1 protein-coding gene (only partly in view) is annotated in these 24,615 nt (G+C 37.3%); it reads right to left on the bottom strand.

Going from position 1 to position 24,615, the window contains the following annotated elements; translation table 11 throughout:
• Positions 1-28 precede the first annotated feature (28 nt).
• Positions 29-24,615 carry the final stretch of an RCC1 domain-containing protein gene (locus tag ACSAMO_RS08180; RefSeq protein WP_499209084.1) on the bottom strand. It continues 63,451 nt past the right edge of the window, so 24,587 of the gene's 88,038 nt are visible here — the last part of the coding sequence; the start codon falls outside the window, past its right edge; its stop codon occupies positions 29-31.

Below are 24,615 nucleotides of genomic sequence, written 5' to 3'. Positions count from 1 at the left end.
CGTACCCATTTGGGGTACGTTGTCTTTATTATTCAGTATATGCACTGATAAGAATTCTGCTGCTGTCTGTTCTATTATTAAGATTTGGAGCTTTTATAGTTCTATGAGTTGTGATATATAGTCTGTCTTTAGCGTTGTACTTATCGTCACCATTAAAGTCACATATCTTCTTATCAACCATAGCTTGTGCAGGAGTTATGTTTGGAGTAGTTGCGCTGTCAGTGTTTAATTCACTGTCTGCATCTTCAATATCATCAACAATAATTTCGTCTTCAACGATTGTTATCTCGGCGTCTGTAGTTATTGCCGTATTGTCTTCCTTAACGTCCTCCTCTTCGGCAACCGGAGTTTCTGTTTCAGTTACTTCTTCTGTAACTTCATCATAAACACCCATTACCGCAGTTCTCAAGCCCTCACCTGAATAACTGTTGCTTGACGAGCCGCTATCTGACGAACCGCTATCCGATGTACCGCTTGATGTGCTACTATCTGACGAACCGCTGTCTGATGTACTGCTTGACGAGCCACTGTCTGGTGAACCGTTGTCTGATGTACCACTCGATGTATTACTGTCAGATACTTTATCATCTGACGAATCTGTCGGTACGTTAACAGTTGTGTCGTCCTTTGTTGTACTATCGTCTGTCTTATTATCCGTCGGTGTGTCAACTGTTGTGTCATCCTTTGTTGTGCTGTCGTCTGTCTTATCATCCGTCGGTGTGTCAACTGTTGTATCATCCTTTGTTGTGCTGTCGTCTGTCTTATCACCTGTTGGTGTATCAACTGTTGTGTCATCCTTTGTTGTGCTGTCGTCTGTCTTATCATCCGTCGGTGTGTCAACTGTTGTGTCATCCTTTGTTGTGCTGTCGTCTGTCTTATCACCTGTTGGTGTATCGACTGTTGTGTCATCCTTTGTTGTGCTGTCGTCTGTCTTATCACCTGTCGGCACTTCAGACTTTGTATCATTCTTATCATCAGTTGTTATAGCTCCCGCTGCCAAAGCATCCGGATACAAGTCTGCATAATCTCCGAAGATTTCGTCCATTGTATATTCTGTACCAGCCAACATTGACTTAAAGTATTCAAGGTCTTTTTCATCAATAATATCGTGGCTGTCACCCGTTGTAACTATATCACCAGGTATCAAATCAATTCGTCCGAAATCATACATTGCTTTAGCATACGATTCTTGAACATCAATTTCAGATAAGTAATATGTTAAGTAGCCTGCACGTCTTACCGTGATACTGTATACGCCTACGCCTGCCGCAGTAATTGTTTCTTGTGAGAATTCAAACTTACCGTCAGCTCCTGTTACAACTTTTTCTACAAGTGCACTGTCAGGATCTGTAATCACATCATATTGTTGTGCATCAGGGACTTTATACAAGCTTACTGTGGCAACATTGTCGCCGTCAGCAACTGTATTAACATTACCTCTGATAGTTGTTTGTAATTCCGAAACAAGTTTATCATGATCTCTTATAACCTTAACCTTATAACATCCTGTACCGCCGACATCATTTGTAATAATGAATTCAAAGTTATATACAGTCTTTGAAAGGTCAAGTCTTGCTATTGTAACAAGTTGATCTGTAACTTGTCTGTCAATTTCAACATTATCCAACTTAACTGCGATAGTTGTTTCTGCACTGTCTGTTGTATCTGCCGTTGCGGTAAATTCAATTTCTTGTGCAAGAACCGGAACTTTTACAGTATATGAAATTGTATTCTGTTCAAATTCAGGATCAAGTTCATAATATTCATCATCAGGATTATCGTCAGTTACCTCAAGGTTTGTCAAGAATGCTGTATTCTGTTGAATTACCTTAAGTACATATGTTGTCTTTTCCGTTTCATCAAGTGATGAGTAAACTGTTATGAAGAATATATCTTCATTTGACGTTGTACTCAAATCATAATCATTCGGAACATTATCAACATTTTCTGTTGATACACCGTTATGTGTTATGATAACCGTATCTGCCGGTTCTCTTGAAACTGCAAGAATATTTATGCTTTCCTGACCTGCCTGAACGATTGCCGAATACTTGAATATTTCTGAATCGAACGGATCAATTACTGTTGAAGATGTATCGTAGTCGTACAAGTCAGTGTCGCCATCGTCAAGAACAAGATTGTCAAGACGAATCTTACTCTGTGCTCTTTCACTTCTTCTTACTACCACTCTGTAATATCCAACATCGTCTGCCTCTGGGCTGATAACAGTAAAGTCGATATTTGCAGTAGCATCATCATCTTCCATAAACGATATAGGAAGAATAAATTCTTGAGCTATATCTGTGAACATTTCAACTTGATTTTCTGTTCCCAACTGTGCAAGAACAGTATCGTTTTCATATTCTTTCTTTATAACAAGTGAAACGCTGTTATCTGTATAATCAATTACTGTCTCATACAATCTGATAAGTTTGTTATAATTCTTATCAAGTTCATATTTACCGTTATTCGGTTCATCCTCTTCTACAACTGCCAAATCTGCAAGATATGCGTTACTCTTATCATAAGGAGCTCTTATAACTTTTAGAGTATATACCGCACTTCTCTCTTCGCTGTCGCCGCCCGGAAGAATCTTGTCATAAGTTATCTTAACCAATACTGTAAAGTTATCTTCATCAAGCGGTGTATCAATAGTCTTTCTGTAAGCACCGTCTACAGCCGGATCATTATAATCTACCGAACCGTCTGACAATACCTTACCTATTTGAATTCCAACGTTTTGGTAAGATTCTGCAATTACATCGAATTTTTCAACCGATTTACCGATATAAACGTGGTAATCACCGTAATTTGTACCGTTAAATGTTTCTGACATTACTGCATCAGGTGATGGTTCAACTCGTAGATCTGTCAAAATCGGAACATCTGTCTTATAAATATTAACAATGTATTCCGAAACATTTTCAAATCCACTTTCGGCGTATTCTGTTACTCTGAACTTGAATACTCCCTTATCTGTATCATCAAGTTGTGCCCTAATGTAGTCACTAAACTGTGTACTTACTGTATAGTTGTCAAGATATTCACTTCTGACAACATCATTACCACCATAAACATCAAATATTTCAATATAAGCATTATCATCATTCAACGGATATGCAAACAATTCTATATCTGATGTATCAACCATGACATTGTACTTATGTACATTGCCTGTCACTGACTTTTCAAATGTACCCATTGTACCGTTTCCGTCTTTGACAATAATGTCTTTCAAGAACGGTTCAAAGTAATCTGATTGCTTATCAGCATTGACGAACAATGTGTAAACATAACTGTTTCTGTCATCAGCTGTTACTCTTATCGTGTACTTTTCTCTGTCTGTAATGATAAGTTCTGTTATGTTGCCATCCACAACTCTTCTGCCGTTTACTCTTATAACCGCATCCGGATCGTTTGCTGTCAAATCAAATGGTAGATTATTAACCGCATCAGTATTTACAACAGTAGATGAGTATCCGTCTGTTATATCAACTGTATCACCGTTTACGCTTAAATCAGTAAGTGCTGTGGTTGACTTACGGATTATTGTCACTGAATATCTCTGTTTTGCCTTAGAATCATTTCCTGTTTCTACAATAACCGTTGTTACCGGTTTAGAGATTGCCACTGTGTTGCCACCGTGTACATTGACATTTGTTCCGTCATATTCCGGAGTTGCATTTATTACAACTTCATCTACATTGCTGTCAACATAAGCATAGTAGTTCACGTCACGAGTTGTAAAGTCTGTTGTAAGTTCTACATTCTTACCTCCGGCTGTTACTGTCAAGTCTTTCAAATCAACAGATTTAATCGTATCATGAGTACGTCTGTTAATTGTCAATGAGTATACACTTGTAGGATAATTTGTTTCCTTAGATGGATATACCATAAAGATTACTGTTGAATCTTGTCCTGCCGGTGATGTAACATCAAATGTTCCATCGTGGTTATTTACAACGTGAGATGTTGATGACACAGTTGCAACAACCGGAACATAATCCTTTGTTTCTTCAACAAAGTGTGTAAGCAATTCTTCTGTATCAACTGTAATAGTATCAACATCGAACGGCACCGTTACATAATAGTTATGTACCAACGGATCAAATACAGGAGCCATGCTACCCTTATCAACTGCAAGATAATCAAGTTCGGCGATTGTATCGTTAGGTCTTACAATATTTACAACATAGTGTACTGTTGTCTGAGATGCCTTAACACCTGTATCACCGTTACTCTTTATAAAATCAATTTCTGATGTAAGAACTATATCAAAGTAATTTGCACCATGTTTCAATTTTGTAATACCAAGGTGATTATCTCCCATATATGCTTTTTCAGCATCTGAAAGTTTTTCTCCGCTGCTTGTAATCGGCATATTGTTGATTGTCACATACATATTTGTTGTTTCATCGAAATACGGAATCATATTAATTTCTTCTGTATCTTTATCAACAACAACTGTGTAAGAGTATTGATCACTTCTGAATTCAGGAATTATAGGTAATTCTTCATTAGATTCTGTTAGCTTTAAGCCGTCAAGTTTCATATCAACGTCATACTGAGCTTTAGCTTTATCTTCGCCCTTGTTAATTACTACTGTGTATCTTTCCTTAGTTCCAAGTGTATTATCCACAGCGAATACAAGAACGTTATCACCCTCATATAGTTTAACGCCTGTGACGTTACCTGATATAAGAGTAGCATTATTAAGTTTAACGCTGTCATGCTGTCTTGCAGTATCTTCTTCAGAACCTACAGTTGCCTTTACCCATACCTCTGATGTATCGTTAGGTACATTCAGATAATATGCGTGTTCGGAATGATAGAAGTCACTTGATAATGTATATCTCGATTCTTCCGCTCCGGTTGATGAGTTGTAAATCTCTATCGGCAATTCAATATAAGGTCTATCCTTATTGTATGCTCTGTTTACAGTTACAACATAATGTTTTTCTGTTCCGTTAAAGGTTACAACCTTGAACAACAATTCAGTGTCACCGTAAGGGACATTGGTCATTGTATAAGTTTGTCCGCTCTCTATCTTCACAGAACCATTATTTGTTGCATTATTACTTACATAGATATATGACTTACCGTGTATTCCTACCGGATCTTCAACCTCTTCAGGTCTTAGACTCGGAGTGAACGATACAGTATCTACATCATAATCATATGAGATATAGTAGTTTGTCAACTTCGCATTAAATAGCGGAGTAACATTTGAACCCTCTGTATAATCCATATGAATTATATCGCCTGTATGTTCAGGTGTTGCACGATGTGCATCAATTATATAAGTTTCCTTTGTAATATTATCTTCGGCAGTTACTGTTATAACAACCTTGTTTGAACCGTAATGAAGCGGAATATCATTTAGTTCTGCTGTTGAGCCAAGGTTATAATACAACTCTTCGCCGCCTTCTTTTCTGATTCTTAGATCAGAATGTTCATCTGCTGCCTCAACTATCAATGAAAGCTTATCTTCATCATAAGGGATTGCAAGGAAGTATTCATGAACGTCCTTATCAAACATCGCTGTCAATAGTGCATAGTTTTCAGAATTGATATTTGAAAGTTCTGCATTATGGCTAAGTTCCATCATAGTAGAAGTTGTATCTTTTAATACTACAGTATCCGGTCCTGCCGCTCTGTTGATAGTTACTGAATAGTATCTTGCATTTTGTACCTTGCCGGCACCGTTAGATTCGCTTACTTCAAATACAACTGTGTTATCACCCTTTTGAAGAATCATCGGATATTCAAGCATATTACTTACGAGTGTCTTCTTTTCAACCTTATTGTTATTTGAATCAACATAAGTTTCAAGAAGATATACGTCGCAGTTCTGTGCGCCAAGGTTCTTCGACAATGATAGCTTAACTTCCATTGTATCTTCGTCTACAGAGTCATAGTAGTTATAATCGTATTGATTATTTACAAATACTCTTGTAAGCGGATTGCCTGTGTCGGCTCTCATTATATTGGTCAAGTAAGCCATTTCAGGATCAAGATTAATATATGAATCCTTAAACAATTCAATAGCATATTCTGATGTTGTCTTATTAGTGTTATAAACATTGAATATAACTCTTAGTCTGTCACCCTCTGTAAGCTTTGTTCCGTAAACAACCTGACGGCTGCTTACCTGATTTGAAGACTGATTGTCATTCAAACTTACACGGTTAACGATTTCATAATCGAATCCATCGTCAAACGGCACTGCCGTTATTATAATCGGCGTATCAGATTCATCAATTTCCTGAGGAATTGTAAAGTGATAAGTAAACTTATCAGATGTATTATCTTCAACCGGAACTGAAACTGTATCATAATATTTATCACCGATTTGAATTATAATATCGTTTAACTTAGCATAATCATCATTTGCAATTCTTGTTATGCTGAATGTGTAAGTCTTTGTAACAGTACCATCTTCTGAAGTTACATTTAGCTTAATGTCATTTATACCTTCCTTAAGCATAAACTTAACTTCTTCATTTTCTTCAAATATTCCGCTACTTGAATAGTTCATTGAGTTCTGGATATATGCACCTGTTGCATTTTCGCTCATTCTCAAATGCTTAAATGTAATATAAGTATCTGCGTTACTTACTGTGTAAGTATAATCAAGCTGCTCAGGTAGATATTCCGTGAAATCTCTATGAATATCAGCGTCTGTAGGCAATGTAAAGTCTGCGTTGATAAGGTCTGCTGCATTGCTCATAGTTTCTACAACAAGTGTGTAGTTTCTATATACAAGATTTTCAACATCGGCAACTTCTTTATATTCAGTTACTCCGATATTAATTTCTTGCGGAATTGATACCTTATCTTTTGATGTAAATTGCTTTCCTGTAGAGTCATAGTAGTCATAGTTCTGAGTTGCAAAGCTACCAATCTTTACAAGTTTTCCTACGCTTACTGTTATAACTCTGACAGTTGCCTCATTTACATACGACGGCATCTTAGCAACGTATGCACCCTTTGTACCGTCTGCCTTTACATAATCAGCATCCCACTTAGCTGTCACCGGCATTGCATAACCAAGTTCATTGCTTGTTTCAAACGTGCCTTCCGGTGTACCAAGCATAACTCTTAGAATATCAGGTGTTCCTGCCGGAATTATTGTCAATTTGTAATCCTGAGTATGAGTTAAATCACTGTTATCAGTCAATCTGATTGTCAATATGCTTGTGTTATCACTACTGTTATGGTCATTTGTACCACTTTTGGCTGTTGCCATATCTGTAGATGTACTTACTGAACCAAGCTGTAAACCGGCTGAGTTTATTATGCTTGTTGTTACGTATGACGGATCGTCTGACTGTGCCTTGACTACCGGCTCTGTATCGTAATCAACATATGCGAGATATTCATTTCCGTAACGTTGTGCTCTTATTCCGTCAACAATTAGTGTTTCAAGGTTAAGTTCACGTTGGTTACGATTAATCTTAATTCTGTAATCTCTTGTTTGAGTAGCGTCTTCACTCTCTACTCTTACGATAAACTTATTAATACCTGTTGTAAGTTTAACGGCTGTTACAATAGAATTCAATGCCGCTCCGGCAATATTCTCATGTCCTCCGACTTCTTTAAGTACAGTAATCAATGTGCTTGAATTCTTATGAACATGATTTGCATAAGCATAAATATCTACCTGTTCAACATTTGCTCCTACAGTTACTTCATAATCTTCAGTATCATAATTATACTTAGGATTCATTTCGTAACCTGTAACACCCAAACCTAATGTAGTATGGCTTAAGTCTGCATCGTTCGATCTGTGATGAACCATAATTGTATACTGCTTTGTGTAATCTCCAAGTACAAGAGTTACCGGAACTTCAGCATAGCCGTATTCATCAAGTTCAAGTTCTGACGGTGTGTATGCTCTTGTTACAGGGTTTTCTCCGCCCTCAGTAACAGGAGTACTCTTAGTCTGTAAATCATATATGTCATTGTAATCACTACCGATATAAATCTTAAGTGTTTCACTAATGCCTTTTTCTTTTACAGATTTCAGTGCTTCTTGTGCATCTGCAACAAAGATGTACTGGTCTTTTGAGTTATCAATGTTAATCTCATAATCGAATACATTCGGTTTAAAGTCTTTACCCTTGAATTCAATAGGATCTTCTGTAATAGCGTCAGGTCTTACTTCAAGTCTGTCAAGTGACATATCAACTGCCGTATAATTAATATTCAAGTAATATGCACCGTAAATACTTGTATTTGCAGGACGAATTATGAACATAAATTCGTTCTTGCCTTCCTTCAACTGTGTTACACCGGCATTTAATGCACCGGATGACATACTTCTCCACTGTTGATCCTGTGCAGATGTATTATTTAATCTTACCATTTCTATTGATGCCATCGGGTCAATAGCCTTGATATATACATTCGCCGTTGCCGTGTCATTGTATACATGAGATTCAAATACTCTGTCACTGCCAATAGTGTTATCTTCATCAGGAGCACGTCTTTCAACCGTTAGATAATCAAGAATGTTATCTATAGCTGACTTATTAATAAGTACAGTATATGTCTTATCAGGTTTATCAGCTGTTGCTGTTGCATAGATTGAGATTGGCACATATGTTGTTGCACCTTGAAGTGCGATATGTGAATTTGTAACAGTATTCGACAAGCTACTTATCTTCACTCTCGGATTCTGTTCACTCTCTGCTCCTACAACCGCATAGTATTCTGTATTATTAACATTTGTGAATATAGCTGTTACGCTTGACTCTGTCTGGTATGTCGGGAGTTCGCTTTCTGCTATATACATTTCTCTATCGTCATCCCAATTTGCATCTATTGTACTTTGAACCTTAACTAACATACCATAATCTGCCTCGTCAAGTTTCAAAATTCTCAATGTGTATGGGTTTTCGATATTATTTACTGACTTAACAATAAAGTTGATAATTGTTGTGTTATCAGGTAACGGAACATTCTTTAGAACTACCGCACCCGGTGTTGAACCGTCCGAATATCCGTCTACTATGATAGATGACTCTGCACTCTTTGGTACAATCTTAATATCCGTCATTGTCAAGTTCATCGGAACTGTGGCAATAAAGCCTGTATGTCCGTCTGTACTTGCAAGTTGACCGTTATCAACTCCGTTTTCATATGTGTACTGAACATAAATCTTGTCTACGCCCGTACCGACCGGAGTATTGATTATATCAAGTCTGTAATATGTACAACCGTCTTTATCATTGTATTGACTGTTCTTATCATTTTCAGGGTTATAAGAAACGCTCGCCGGTACAATTCTGAAGTATAGATGCTTTTCTCTGTCATTTACAACTGTCAATCTGTTAGTTGTCTTTAGATATTTAACATCGTCACTGTTTGCAACAAATTCACCCTTTGTTTCGTCATACATTTCAATAGTTGCATAAATGCTTCTTGCTTTTAGTTCAAACTTAGAAGTTGCCGATCCCTCAGGCATATTGATTACATATGTATTAAACATACCTGCTATGCCGTTAAGAGTATCTTTTTCTTGTCCGTTTGAAACTGCGGATACATCAGATAATGTCTTCTTATCTGTGTAATCCTTAATATCGACTGTCTTTCCGTATTCAAGAGCCGCATCGTTAGATTCACGTCTGATATTCAAGTTGTATTCCTTGATATTACCCTTACCGTCTTTCGCACGAACTCTTACTGTAATATACGGCTGATTATTCATCGGAACAGAGAATCTCATTCTTAGTGCATTTGGACCGCCAACATGATGATCTTCGTCTGTAACTAATATGTTGTTTCCGTCTTCATCAGTAGTATATTCAATCGGATAATATGCAGTCAATTCCGTAGTCTTATGGTTATTGGTTACATTGATATATGCAGTTGTTGCATTTTGGTTAATCAATACTTCATATGACGCAGGATCTGCAAGGCTCGCACCTATACTTGAAGGTGTTGCCAATCTACCCGATTCATTTTCAATATGGCTGACACGCATTACAACTGATAAGTCAGAAGTTATGTCGCCGCCGTCTTTACGGATTAGTCGTAAGATTACAGGAGTAATCTGGTCAGGAAGTCCGCTTACAAAGTTTGAAGAACCCACATAAATCATATATTCGTAAGGTTTTGTAACAAGAACTTTACCTTCTGTTGCAAAGCTTGGATTTTCTGAAATATGTTGAGTAAATGTGTAACTTTCGTTTTCTTCCTTAACGTCTGTAACAGCGTCAACGTATGCACTCTTATCTTTTGTTACAGCTTGGATTGAAACATCTTGTACATCGTATAAGATTTCTGATTCGTAAACCGGAATGTTATTTTCCAATCCGACATATGTAGCTTGGTTACCTTGAACAAATATATCCTCTAACGCAAGGTCATTGTTCTTTCTTGTCAAAGTCAATGTATAAGCTTTTGGATATGGGTCATTTGCTTGGTTTGCAACGCTTACTATATATGATTGACTGTCTGATGTGAAGTTTAGCTTAGCAACAACTGAATGTTTACCTGATACAGTCTTTTCATCGCTGTCTGCTACTTCTTCACCCGTCTGCATATCACCTATTACTGTAACGATTGCGTCTGAAATTGTAGCCTCAAATCTCATTGGTACGATAGTTGCACCATAGTTAATCTCAGCTGTAATTTCTTCACGTTCATGTGATATTGTTGCAGTCTGATAAGAATGTTCTTCATTGATATTATCTTCATCTATGATGTCCTTAGGCGCTACTTCTGCCAAATGCAATGTTCTGTCGTTTGAAACACGTTCAAGCAATAGACGATACTGTTTACCTGTTCCGACTGCGGAGCTGTTTACAGTATTCTGCATATTCTGTGATCTTACATAGATGTTGATTGTTACATTTTGACCCTTTCTTAGACCTGTAACTGTTGTAACCTGTTGCTTAATGTCGTACTTAGCAGCATTATGAATCTTAATGCTTGCATAATCATGTTCTGTACGTCCCTTAACTTCAACAGCTGTTACATCATTGCCGATATAAGCGATATATGTCGGTATTGAAGTATCTGTATAACCATGACTCTTCATCTCTTCAGCAGAAAGTTCTCTTGTATTAGGTCTTTCCATTGTTTCGATTGTTCCGACTTCACCTGCCCACAACGATACGAGTGTTTCTTCATCGCCGTCAGATGTCGGATACTGCTTAGTTTCAAGGTTCATATTATCCTTATCCATTGGATAAAGTCTAACTTCATAATACTTCTTAGTTACTCCGTCTTCGGCAATCGTTTCAAAGTTCATAAATGTATACTCATCTTTATCCATTTCCTGAATCTTGTTTGTATACTTATAATGTGCATTACCATTACCGTAAACATATTGATATTGCTGATTATCATTATAAACTTCGTTTTCTTTGCCGTCGCCTACACGAACAATAGTGTGTTTCTTATCCATTACAATCTGAGTTGTAATTTCTGATGCAGCGATTGAAAGCGTTACGGCACTGCTCTTCTTTCCTACATCATCTGATGACAAGTAACCCTTATATACAATTACCTCATGTCCGTTAGCATCAATATAATTCTTATCGAACTCTTCTTCTGCCATACTCTGAGTATTCATTGTAGCAATCATAATCAAGTCAATATCTGAATCTGCCGAAACAGTTGTTATATCAACCACATGACTTGAAGTTGCTGAATTATCTTCAGCTGTTATTGTAAAGCTTACTTGTGCCTTTTTATTAATTACATTAATCGGTACCAAGATGTAAGATGTATCGTCAGTCACTGTTTCGTGAACATAACTGTCGTCTACCTTAGTTACGTTAATAACAGCTTTGTTATTTGTCGATCTGATATAAACCGGAACAAGGACATTACCGTCTGCATCTTCTTCAAGATACTTAGTTGAAACGGTTACTGCATAGTGGGCCACACCATTTACATTTGTTGCCTTTGTCAAGTCTACATCACCAACATTTTCATCACTGCCGGGTACGATTAACTTTTCAATAGAAGCGTCGCTTGACTTTCTGTAAATCTTAATTCTGTAATGTACTTCCGTACCTGCCTCAGATGTTGAAACAATATCAACTATTGTAGGTACTGTTTCCGTACCTTCGGTATATGGATTAATCTTTACGTCTACGCTGTCACTTCTGTATCCGCCACTGATCTTAATATTGTAACTGAATTTACCTGATTGGTCAGGAGTTGATGTTGTTCCTGTTGCTGAGTAACTTGTATTCGGTTTCGTCAAATTGTTGTTTGTAAGTGCTTCGACAAACATTGTAACATTTTCTCTTGTTTCAGTCTTATCAATTCCGTATTCATATACATAAACTGTCTGACCGTTTTCGTCTGTTTCTGCCTTACTGTTTTCCTTGTTAACCTTTGTATCATTATCAAGGAATATTGTCAAATTGTCTTCATCCTTATACATCTGTGATACAAACAAGTTGTAAATCTTGCTTGTGCCTACATAGTTACCGTCACCAATATCTGTTCCGGTTACATCGTCTGCGGCTCTCATTCCCACTTGTACTTTGATAAGTGTTACTGCATTATCGCCTGTTACAAGGTCTGCCATTGGAAGAGTATTATCCTTTAATGTTGTACCGTCATACCATTGTGACCATGTGATATGTTCATCATTATCAGCATACAACTTAGCTTTATTAGCATAAGTTTCACTTCCGTCATTTGGTATATAACCGTATCTTACATAATAGCCGTCCTTGTCAATCTTGATTTGACCAAGAGTACCAGGAGCAACTCTTGCTGTAAACTTACCTGTTGCAGAATCATATGTTGCTTTATAGCCATTGTTATAATTATCTACTGTTGCAGGATACATTGTAACTTCAGGAATTAGGTTTGTCTTTATAACATCAAGGTTATAAGCCTTTTCCGTCTTGTTATCTGTTGCCTTAACAAATATATTTGTTGAAGTTGTATCCGCTGTAAGTTTAAAGCCTGTCCATGTATACTTGTTTACTGTATACTTATCGTTATCCTTAGTATCACTTATCTGAACATTTGCAAGTGTTTCAACAGTCTTAGCTGTTAAATCTACCTTTTCAAGATCTTCAGGAACATACGCTGTATATCCTGTGATATTACCGTCGTCATCCTTATTAGGAACTGCGATTACAGTTTGTGTTGTACCGTTAGTGTCAACGTATTCTGCAATGACGCTTTCAAGATCAACAACTGTATTCTTAATAAAGATTCTCAACGTTGATTCAGAAACCTGTTCATAATGCTGACCTGCATAATATACAACCTTTACAGGAATATCAAGCGACTTGCCTTCTTCAAGGTTAGGTACTTGTACAGTACCGTATCTCTGATTCAAAGTTGCGTCGTTATAAGTATAACTTACATTGACTCTGTTATCATCAGGGATAAGTCCGATATTAGTATTATCTGCACGGCTTACCAAAGCATTATGTGTTACGTTTCCGTTTTCATCAACAAGTTTAGTTGCCTTATCACCCGTTGAACCGTTCCACTCTGTATAAGCTGTCAAATCAAGATTGATTTGAGGAACAATTATAATTGTGTACTTTTCACGGTTTACTTCGTCTGTCGCAATGACATATGCGTATCTTGTAGATACTACTCCGTCTGTAAGAGCTACATTCTTTTCAGTATATGTCTTCTTTTCATACGGAACATTTGTCAATGCACTGTCAGTACTGATATATACTCCTGCAAGAGCATTATCCTTTGTTGTTGACGCAGTAAGTTCGGTTAACTTATTGATACCGTAAGGAACTCTTACTATGAATTCCTTATCTGATACAAGATATGTTGTATCAGCGTTTATTGTTTGTTCAATGCCGTCTGCATCTATGTACTTAGCGATTACGTCAATGTCTGTCTTATCGTTAATTCCGCTGATTCTCAAGTATGCCTTTCTATCGACACTTATCTTACTTGATGGTCTGATTGAAATTGTCAATAATACACTGTCATCATTAATCTCGTATCCGCTTATTGTCCATATATTGCTTGCGGTGTCTTCTGCTTTTGTTCCATTTGCTGAAACATTTACAAGAGCGCTGTCGCTGACTGCCTTAACATATAAGTCTGCCTTATCCGTTGTAACAGTTGCTTCATATACATCAGCCGTTGAACCGTTAATTACTTCTTTCTTAACATTACCGATTTCCTCAGTGCCGTCTACCTTAACTGATTCAAGACTTGTATTTGCTCTGTAGATTGTCAAAGTATATGTCTTATCATTTGTACCTGATGAAGGTTTTACATTGATATTGACATTCTGTTCATCGCTTGTTAACTGATATTCCTTATATTCATCATACGATGTCTTGTATGTTGTATTCGGTTCAATCTGTACCTTAGCCGAATTAGATTCTGCCTTTGCCTTAATGTCTGTCAATGAAACATTTTCATCTACTATTGCAGCATATGTATCATCGTCAACCTTTTCGGCTCTGACAACAATTTCATCGCCCTTAGCGTCTTCATATGTTAAGTCGATATAGTCAAGATTATTATTATCGTCCTTCTTATAAATTCTTACATATGATATGTTATTGAACGAACTTGGAATATTAGCATTTCCTACATTAACCTGAATTTCTGCATATCCGTCTTTCAATGCCAATGATGAATTATAATAGCTATTTGAAGAAGTTGCATTCGGTTCAGGTGCTGTGTCAGGAAGTATACCTGTTGTAAGTTCAGCATTAACGTCGCTTGCCTCAATTCGTATATCTGTATAATTGCCATCTATGAATATCTCATAAACATCAGCCGCTCTGCCGTCTATTGATTCAGAAACGGTTGTTGGATAATATGAATTACCCGATGCGTCTACTGTCTTTAGTTCAAGATTTGCGATATATACATTAACCTTATATTCAGCCTTAGCTTGTCCGTTTGATGATACAACAGTAATCTTCTTAGCAGTAACCGGTGCAGATACATCTTCAAGAACATCTGTATGTCTTGATGCAACTGTATTACCGTCTATCTGTACCATAGCTCCGGCATTGGCTGCCTGAGCAATCAAGTCAACAAGTACATCACTTGTCTTGTCAGAAGAAATCCATGCGTTATATTCGCCGTTTTCTCCCTTAACTGCCTGAACTGTTCCCTCAACGTTGTTACGAGTATATCTAACTTCTACTTTTTCAAGATCTGTATCTTCATTTGCCTTGTATACATTTAGATAAATTGTCTTATATGTATTTTCATCGGCATCTTCTGCACGAATTTTGAACTCGAATGTTGTCACTTCTCCGTTAAGAGCCCATTCTTCTTTTTCAAATACACTGTTATTTACAGCCGAATTTGGTAGAGCCGCACCTACTGATGCGTAATCACCGCTTACCATAGCGTTATTGCCGCTTGCTGTAACCTTAACGTGAACATTTGTCTTATCTTCACTGACAATCAATTCATAAACGTCATTTCCGTTTTTATCTGTTGTTGCAACAGCAAGTTCATTATCCATATCCTCTGCATAAACTTTAACTTCACCTATATTTAGGTTCTGTCTTTCAAGTTTTAGAGTATATCTGTATGAATACTTACTGTTCGGAACTGCTACATATACAGGGATATAGAATTCCTTAATGTCTTTTCTTAGATATACATCTCGGCTCCAATCTGTTTCTGTATTAAATTCGCTCATTCCTGAAGTCGGTACAGTCATGTAGTCCACATTTCCGCCAATCAATGTAGGCAATGTCATTGTAACTTCGGCATTTGATGCAAGTGCCTTTGTCCAAATGTCTATTGTTTCATCATCTTGGTCGATTTGAAGTGTGTAGATACCCTTGCTGTCAGCTGTAAGAGTTGTGTAATCGTCCTCATCTGCAAGCTTTGTCTTTAAGAATTCAAGACCGCCAACATAATCGGCTCTTTCCAAAACAAGCATATAGTCAACTGACTTTCTGCCACTCTGTGAAGTTACTCTTACAACATACTTAGTTGTTTCGCCGTTTTCAAGCGGCATATCTGAATCTGTCCATACACTGTCTGATGTTGTATCATCCGATGCAAGAACATTTTCAAGTCTGTCAATAACTTCAATTCTGCCGTTATTCTTAGCTTTCAAAACAACATTTGCTGTTTCGCTTGTTAAGTTGTGAGCATTATAAGAAGTTCCGCTTGCTACTACATTTGTATCGTTTACAACTACGCTCTCAAGTTCTGCAACATCACTCTGGCGTACCAAAGTAACTTTATGTGCTTGAGATACGGCTATGCCGTTTTCATCAGTTGCTGTTGAGATAATATCAAAGTCTACATCGTAGCTTGATCTTCCCGTACTTACAGGAACGCTGATTTCTATTGAACCTACTCTTGACTTCGTACCAACCTTTACAGTTGCTGTTGGGTCTTCAGCCTCAATATACAACTTAACTGTTTGTGCGCTGTCTGTAATTTCAACTTCATGTGAATCACAGTTACTTGATGTATCTGTATTATTTTCAGCAACGCTTTCTTCTGATGTGCCTCTTTGTGCAATAACTGTCTTAACTGCCGTATTGCTTGAAACCTTATTCAACCACAATGGATATAATGCTTCGTTACCTTGACCGTCGCTAACATAAATAGTTAATTCATTACAAGCATTGTTTAGATTTTCGACATTATACAAGTCGATTCTACGTTCAAAGCTACCTGTGTCCTCATCTGCAACACCTGTTGCAAGTTTTGTACCTTGTCTGTAAAGTTCAAGTACATAACCGTCTGATGGTGCATTTAGTGAAACAGTTACATATTCGCTTGTGTTTTCTTCAGGGATTACCGCTACATATTCGCCGTAATCATTAGCCGCAATACGTCTTGATACAGCCTCATCATTATCCTTAACAGATACTGAGATTTGCTTTAACTTAGAGTCACCCTTTGTAATTACAAGATTTCTTGTTGTGTATTCAGTATACGGATAAACTGAGATATTTAGCGGAACAGTGAATGTTGTTTCTCCTGCCTTGCTTATATCGTAATCCTGTTCATCCTCATACAATGCCCAATCGAAATCTCCGATTTGTACCTTAGCATCCTTATCGTTTGCCTTTACATAAACCTTAACTTTCTTTGCATTCGGAAGTGCCTGATATGTGTACTGTATCTTATTATAGATAAGTAGATTATCGTCGGCTCTTACCTCTTCAAGTTCAGGCATTCTTCTTGTAAGAGTCAAGATATAATGCTCTGTTACAAATTCATTATCAATATTATGTGAGGTTACTGTGAACGGTAGATTTACTACATTCTTTCTCATTGTATAGAATCTTGTCAAAATACCGCTTGTGCTGTTTGCTATAACAGTTGAACCGTCCTCATCATAAAGTGTAATACCTTGATATTCATTTACACCCTTGATTACAATATCACCGTAATATTCTTTTTCATTTACAAGGTTTACAATATACTTAGCTTTGTACTGCTTTTGAGTACCGTCGGCATCTGTGTAATAATCATCTGAGTTAGGACTAATCTTTCCTGCCTCAATGCCCTTGAATGAAACGCTTTCAAGATTTGTATCGTCATCACCTGCATAAAGGATTTGAAGTTTGTATGTCTTGCTTGCCTTTCCGTCTGCGGCGTCAACTCTGAATTCAAAGTTTGTAGTACCGCTTTCGTTCTGTGCGACATTTTCAAATACTCCGCCTCTGTATTTTGATACAGGTGTTTCGATTGTGTCACCCCAAAGTGTTACAGTTGACATTGCGCCCTTAGGCATAATTGTAATATTTACAGGGTCATGTCTGTTTACTGTTGCAACATATGTATCATCTTCTATTGCAAACAAGCTTATATCTACAAATGTATTTTGACCCTTTTGTACTTCTGTATCATTTACATATACTTTCTGTACATCAGGAATATCACGATCTCTTGTGATATTCAATGTATAAACTTGCTTGTATCTGCCTGACGATGATGTTGTTTCTATCTGATAAGTAGTAATTCCGGTTTCAAGTGTACGTTCTACAATAAGTTTACCGTCTGCCTTATCAGCTGTTCCTCTAAATTCGATTGTTGTATAACCGTTTAGAGCATTTACTTCAATCGTTGCAGGATTCCAGAAACTCAATGGGTTATCCTTATCGTATGTCGGAATTGACGCATCATAGATTGTCGGATTTTCCGGACGAGGTATAGCCTTAATTGTATTAACGATAATATCTCCCAAATCTGCATTATGAGATGCAGTATACAATGCAATGACATATGTCTTCTTTGCATTCGGAGTCTTTTCATCGCTTTCATAAAGTTTAGACTTAACTGTTACCTCGATTGTGTTAACCTCATTATTAAGGTCAACATCATACATATAACCTTCATTTTCCCAAACATTTGAAAGTGTGCTAAGCGTCTGATCGTTGATAGCTACAATGTTTGTATTTTCTGAATTTGTTTCAACATATGGTTTAACAGATTTTTCTGCAACCATAAAGTTATATTGGCTGCTTTCTTCGATGTATGTACCTTCTTGACCGTCTATTGTTACTATCTTCAAGCTTACATCATCATCTACACCTTGTAGACGAAGGATATAATCTTGTGTTGCGCCACCGTTATGCGGTGCAACTGTAATACGATAGTATTCATAGTAGTCAGGAGCAATCTTAACACCGTCTTTTAGTACAAATTCTATTGTACCTCTGTTTGTATTGTTTTCAACCGGCTGTTTAATCGGTTCAAATATGCTTGCGTCACTGTCTGCCGACTTAACACGAACAACATTTGTAATTGTAGCATGTTTATCTGTCGGAACAATCTTGATTGTTGCATCTCTCGGAGGAACCTTACCATCCCATACAGCCTCATGCTTAACGCTGTTATAATGACCCGGTTTATTCTCCTCAATTATAATCTGCTCAATTCCTGTGTTGCCGCTCTTTGTTGAAATACGAAGTGTGTATGCTTTGTATTCTTCATCGCTTTCGGCATTTTCAGCTTTAACACGAATTTGATATACGCCGTTATTTACATTCTTCATAATGTCGCTGCCCAAGTCAACGCTCATATTTGCATCAACGTCAGTGTAATTTGTCTGTGCAACCCACTGAGTTCCGTCATACTTGAACAAACCAACCTTAGCGCCGATTGATTCCGGAGTAAGAACTGCTGTTGCCTGTGCCTGTGAACTGCTTGTGTAAATGATGTATTCTTTAGTAGATTCATCATATTCAACTTCTGCATCCACATTGCTTGATGTAACTGTATCAAGTTCTGCAGTTTCATTCTTTCTTGTTAGAATTAATGTGTAGTAACCTCCGTCACCCTCACCGTACGGTGCAAGAGTTCCGTCTTGTGCAGTTACATAGATTCTTACGTTTTCAATTTCTTGATCCGGAGTTTCTATTGTCTTTGTTTCAGTCTTTACATTTGTAGGAGGTGTTGAATTAATTCCTACAAGTGCATAGTTACTTTCAGCCTCTGCCTTTAATTCATAATCCTTAGCTGTGTAAGAGATACTTGATTCAAATACACCATTGTTATGTTCAACCTTCTTGCCGTTGATGTACAATACAAGGTTTGTATTGTTATCCTTTAGGTTAGAAGTGAATGTGTATTCCTTAGTGTATTCCTTAACGCTACCGTCGGCGAATGTACCGAATGCGGCATGAACAAGAATCTTATATTCTTGCTTAGTATATGTTGTGCTAAGCATTTGATCAAATGTAACAGTATTATCGAATACATTTCCTATTGTATTTGATTCTGTACTATAATGATTTGATTCGGAATCAATCGTAAGCGTTGTTCCGTTTGTTGACATAATATACAACAAACCGCTATTTGTATTCTTTTCTTCAAATACATAATAGTTTCTCTTTTCACTGTCATAGCTTGTCGACGCATTGTTGTACTTCAAGTCTACAATACCAATGTCAAGTGTATGAAGTTCTACATTCAAGATGTACTTCTTCGTATTACCTGCCTCGGCTGTAACTGTTACAGGAACATGGAATATGTTTCTGTTATTTTCATCTCTCTCAACAAGGTTAAGCGAGAAACTTACGTTTCCGTCAGCGTCCGGCTCATATTCAGCCTTGCTTGAGTCAATAGTAAGTTTAGCCTTAGGGCTTGATAGTTTAACTGTAAATGCCTCTGTATAAGATTCTTTTTCAGGGTTATCAAGATCCTCATTTGCGAATACAGTAAATCCAGGTATTTGATTTTCATCTAATCTTTCTGTTGAATCACTGTTTTCGTAAACTGTATCAGGATTAATTGTAACACTGCTGATATTAGCATCTTCAGACTTCTTATTGATATTAAGAATTATCGGTGCATCTTCGTTGGTAATCATTGTACCGTTATCTGCATATAGATAAATCTTAACAACAGTTGTCTGACTGTCAGGGTCAATAGCTTGACCTATCTTAATTCTTTCACCTGAATCTTTATCTACATTAGTACCATTATAAACAAGTGGGTAAACTGATGTATCAAGATCAAGTTTCAATGTTTCAATCCATGAACGTTCGCTCGGTGTATCCGGTGTTTCAGATGTATCTGTGTCTTCGCCGTCTTCACCTTCATCGGCAGTATTTTCACCGACCAATAGTGAGATAATATCCGAACGATTAGCTATTGCTTTAATGTCTATGGATGTCATATTATTCGGAATACCAACTGAATATTCACCTGTGATTGAATCAGGACCGTCTACAAGTGTCCATTCTGATGTTCCGTCTGAATAACGAATGTTTACATACAAATTCTTTAGAGTCAAGTCAGACTTATCTCCACGAATCATTAGATAACTTATATCTGTCTTACCGTTTTCAGCTTTGATTACTATAGGAACAAATATTCCCTTTCGTAAATCAGCACTTACTCCGGCAGTCAAGTTGTATCTGTTGCCGTCTGTCAAATCGTATGCTTCAATCTTCTTTTCATGTGTTGAGTAATCTGAATCACTCAAACTACTGATGTAATTCTTCTTAACTTCTACGTTAGCAGAATTATCTGACATAATAGCATAGTCTTCGATAGCAAGGAATTTACCTATTGCAACCGATGCGTGGTCATCCTTTGTCACAACTCTGATTGCAGCATTCTTAGCTGTATCAGATACTGTGATGAAGTATCCGTCAAACTCTGTATCATATGTATCGCTATTGTTATTGTTACTTGTCGTCTTATTGTAATTTGTCTTTACAGTAGACTTTTCTATTGCCTCTGCCTCATCTGAAATAGCTGAAGGTAGTTCACCGGCTTTGACAATACCGCCGTCAAGTGATGTATCTGCCGATTGAAGTTTGATGTAAAGTTTGTAAACCTGACTGAATCCTGATTCACCTGTAACTTTAAATCTTAGATACTTAACCGCAGTAGTATCATCTGACGTGATGTAGTCTTGAACTCTGATTGTCTGATTTAGAACTTGTTCAAACTTACCACTCTTACCTGCTACATAACTTACTTCTTCATCCGATACATCCGGTGAAGATGCAATCGTTACATAAGCATTAGAGCTTGTAGCCTTGATTTCAAGATCTATACTCTTATCATTGTCATAATCCGATTGCTTAATTGCAAGATAATATTGATATTCTTTATCGCTATTCTCTTCTTTTACTATTGTATATCTTGATGATTCAGGAGTAGATACGTCCTTAACGTATTCAACAGTAACATCATCCTTAACATAAAGAATTGTAAGAATGTAATCCTTTGTTACAGATCCGGATTTAACCATAAGTTTATAGTTAGTTTCCTTATTAACTTCAGGATCAAGTGCCTGTTTACTGAATACGATATATGGTTTTTCACCATCGGCAATCTTAGATGTAACTGACTTATATTGTCCCATCTTATAGTCGCCGTTTTCAAATTTACCTACCGCAACCTGTTCATAAGGCTGATCAAGGATAACCTTAATATCTGTGCCTGTTTCACTGTAAATAACCTTTGTTTCAAGCAATCTTGAATCATCTGCATCGACTGTTGCTGCAAAGAATTCATTCATCTTATCAGTCTTTGCACTTGCGTTAATATTCAAAGAATTCTTAATAACCGCAAGTTTATATGATTCTTTTGAATACTTAGTATCAATCGGTTCTACGCCTACGCTGTAGTTTGTGATGACACCGTTTGTATTACTGTTAAGTGACGCTACGTCAAGATATGGAGCAGTGCTTAAATCGCCTCCGTATTCAACGACTGCCGCCTTAGCATTTACAGTATTTCCGTCTGCGTCTGTCTTGACTGCCAAACTTCTTGCCTCAACAAGAATTGGTCTGTCATCTTCGTAATTATCAATCAATGCTACATATTGTTGTTGAACAATATCATAGTAAGCATCAACAGTTTCAATTACTCCATTCGCATCGTCATAAACTGTTACCGTGATCTTATTCAATCTCGGATCGGCAGAATTCTTGTAAATACGTATTGTCTTTTCTTGAGGGCTGTCGTTCTTAGGGAAGATTGTAAACGGTACGTCTTCATATCCGTTTGCGTCCATCTTCTTCTCATCAAGAACATATGTAACCTCACTGATTGTCGATTCAATCTTACCGTTATTACCTATCTTGACTTGTCCGCCTTCAAGTATTGTAGATACTGTGATAACTGCATTTTCTGCATCGTCATCTACAGATGCTATATACCATGTTCCATCCTTAGACGGCATTATTCTTGTATGGTCAACTGCAACATACGGATCGTCCTCATCCTTAACTTTGATAATATCAAGGATATATTCGCCTGAACCGATGTTACCACCTATTACAGTTGTAGAAATATTTGTTGTAACAAGTGTGTTTGTACCGATGACAAAGTCTTCATATACTGCCGGACTTGTTAATCCTTCCTTATCAGGGTTAACACTGCTGTTATTTCTGTAGGCAATGTTTGTTCTGTCAAGTGTAGTATATGTTGTTATATCTGCAAGAGTAACATTTTCAGGAACAATTACCTGGTATCTGTTTTCTCCTGCCTTAACTGCCGTATAAGTCTTGCTGTCTGTTGAAACAGTAATCTTCGCAATAGATGTTGCGTATGATTCCTTATAGATGTATAGGATATAATCATTAGTTGTTCCGTCTTGTGCCGTTACTGTAAGCTTAGTTGCCGTAAAGTTACCGTTAGTTGCAACTTCTGATGTACTGTCTGTACCGATAGCGATATTCTGTGCGTCAAAATACTTACCATGATATTCATTTTCAGTATGATCTGAGTTTACAGGAATTGATGCTATTGATACTATTGACGCTTTCTGACCGTCAATGTAAACAGTCGCTCCGACAAGTGGATTATTATCACTGTCTGTATCAGGAGCGATATAGTAGTAATAATCAACCGTTCCGTCTTCTTTTAGTACGGCTGCCGGAATATGAGTAGCACCATCATAATATGTATGATCTGCTTTGCCGTTTATTGTATCCTTGTTATAAACAGGTGTTACAGAAATATGATGGATTGTTGCATCGCTTGACTGACCGATAATAGCAAGTTTTGTTGTTCTTACCTTATCGTCATTTGTAAAGTCAAGGTAATACAATGTAACATCTTCAGCCTTAACATTATCAACTTGATAATAATATTCACCGTTTTCATCCAATTTCTTTTCGACTGTGCAATCAACTGCGTTTCCGTCAGCGTCACGAAGTGTCAAAGAATCTGACATTACTCTTGAACGAATTCTTAGGCTGCCTTCACCCGTCTTAGATATAGGAGTAACTACACTGTATAGCTGAGTTATTCCGCCCTTTAGAACTACTGCATTATATTCTTTACCTGTTTCGTCTGTGGCTGTTTCTATAGTATAGTCTGTACCATACGTCAAGAATCCTTTGTCAAGGAACCAATCTGTATCCTGAACTTCACCGGCTGTACTGATAATTTCATCTGCTTTTTCAGGATTTTCAATATCGTAGTACAAATAGCCAACTCTGTCGTCTTGTTCTGCAATTACTGTGAATGTTGCATCAAGTTCTGTCGGTGTTTCATTATCAGTAACAATAAGCATTGCCGTACCGATACTAACACCTGTAACATTTTGAGTTGTCTTATCATATGTGATTATATCACCTGTTGTATCTCCGATATTTACAACTTTTGCTGTGTAATCGCCTCCGTTAGTATTTTCCGGAGTTGTTACATAGAATCTTGGTAACTTGATAGTTACCTTTCTAACGTCATTTACGCTCATTGTTGCGGCACTTGGCTTAATTTCTGCCACATCACCTGCAATAATTGCCGGTTCGTAAATGATTGAGTTAGTCAGGTCGCTCGGTCTACCAAGAGCCAACTGACCAATATCATTGATACCAAAGCCGTAAACCATACCGTTCTTAGGATCGCTTGTATCAACCATACTTCTTGAAACGATTGTGAATGCACCGCCTGTAGATACTGCCAATGCCTGTAGATTTTCTCTTGTACCTGCTGATGCGTTTTCAACCGTTACATATGTAGGTTTTTCTACATCTGCCGTACCGTTACCTGTCTTAGGATCGCCAAGACCAAGTCTACCGTCTGCACCGTCGCCCCATACTGCGATATTCTGATCGCCAAGGATAGCAACATTATGAGTTGCACCTACTTCAAGGCTAACAATGTAGTCACTGCCTGTAAGATTTGATTTATCTACAAGTCCAGGAGCTGCAATTGTTGTTCCTTCAATAGATTCTGCCTCTC

The organism is Ructibacterium sp. SJQ-7, from assembly GCF_054696575.1.
Note: the sequence above shows the minus strand (reverse complement) of the source record. Positions and strands in the feature narration are given on the sequence as shown.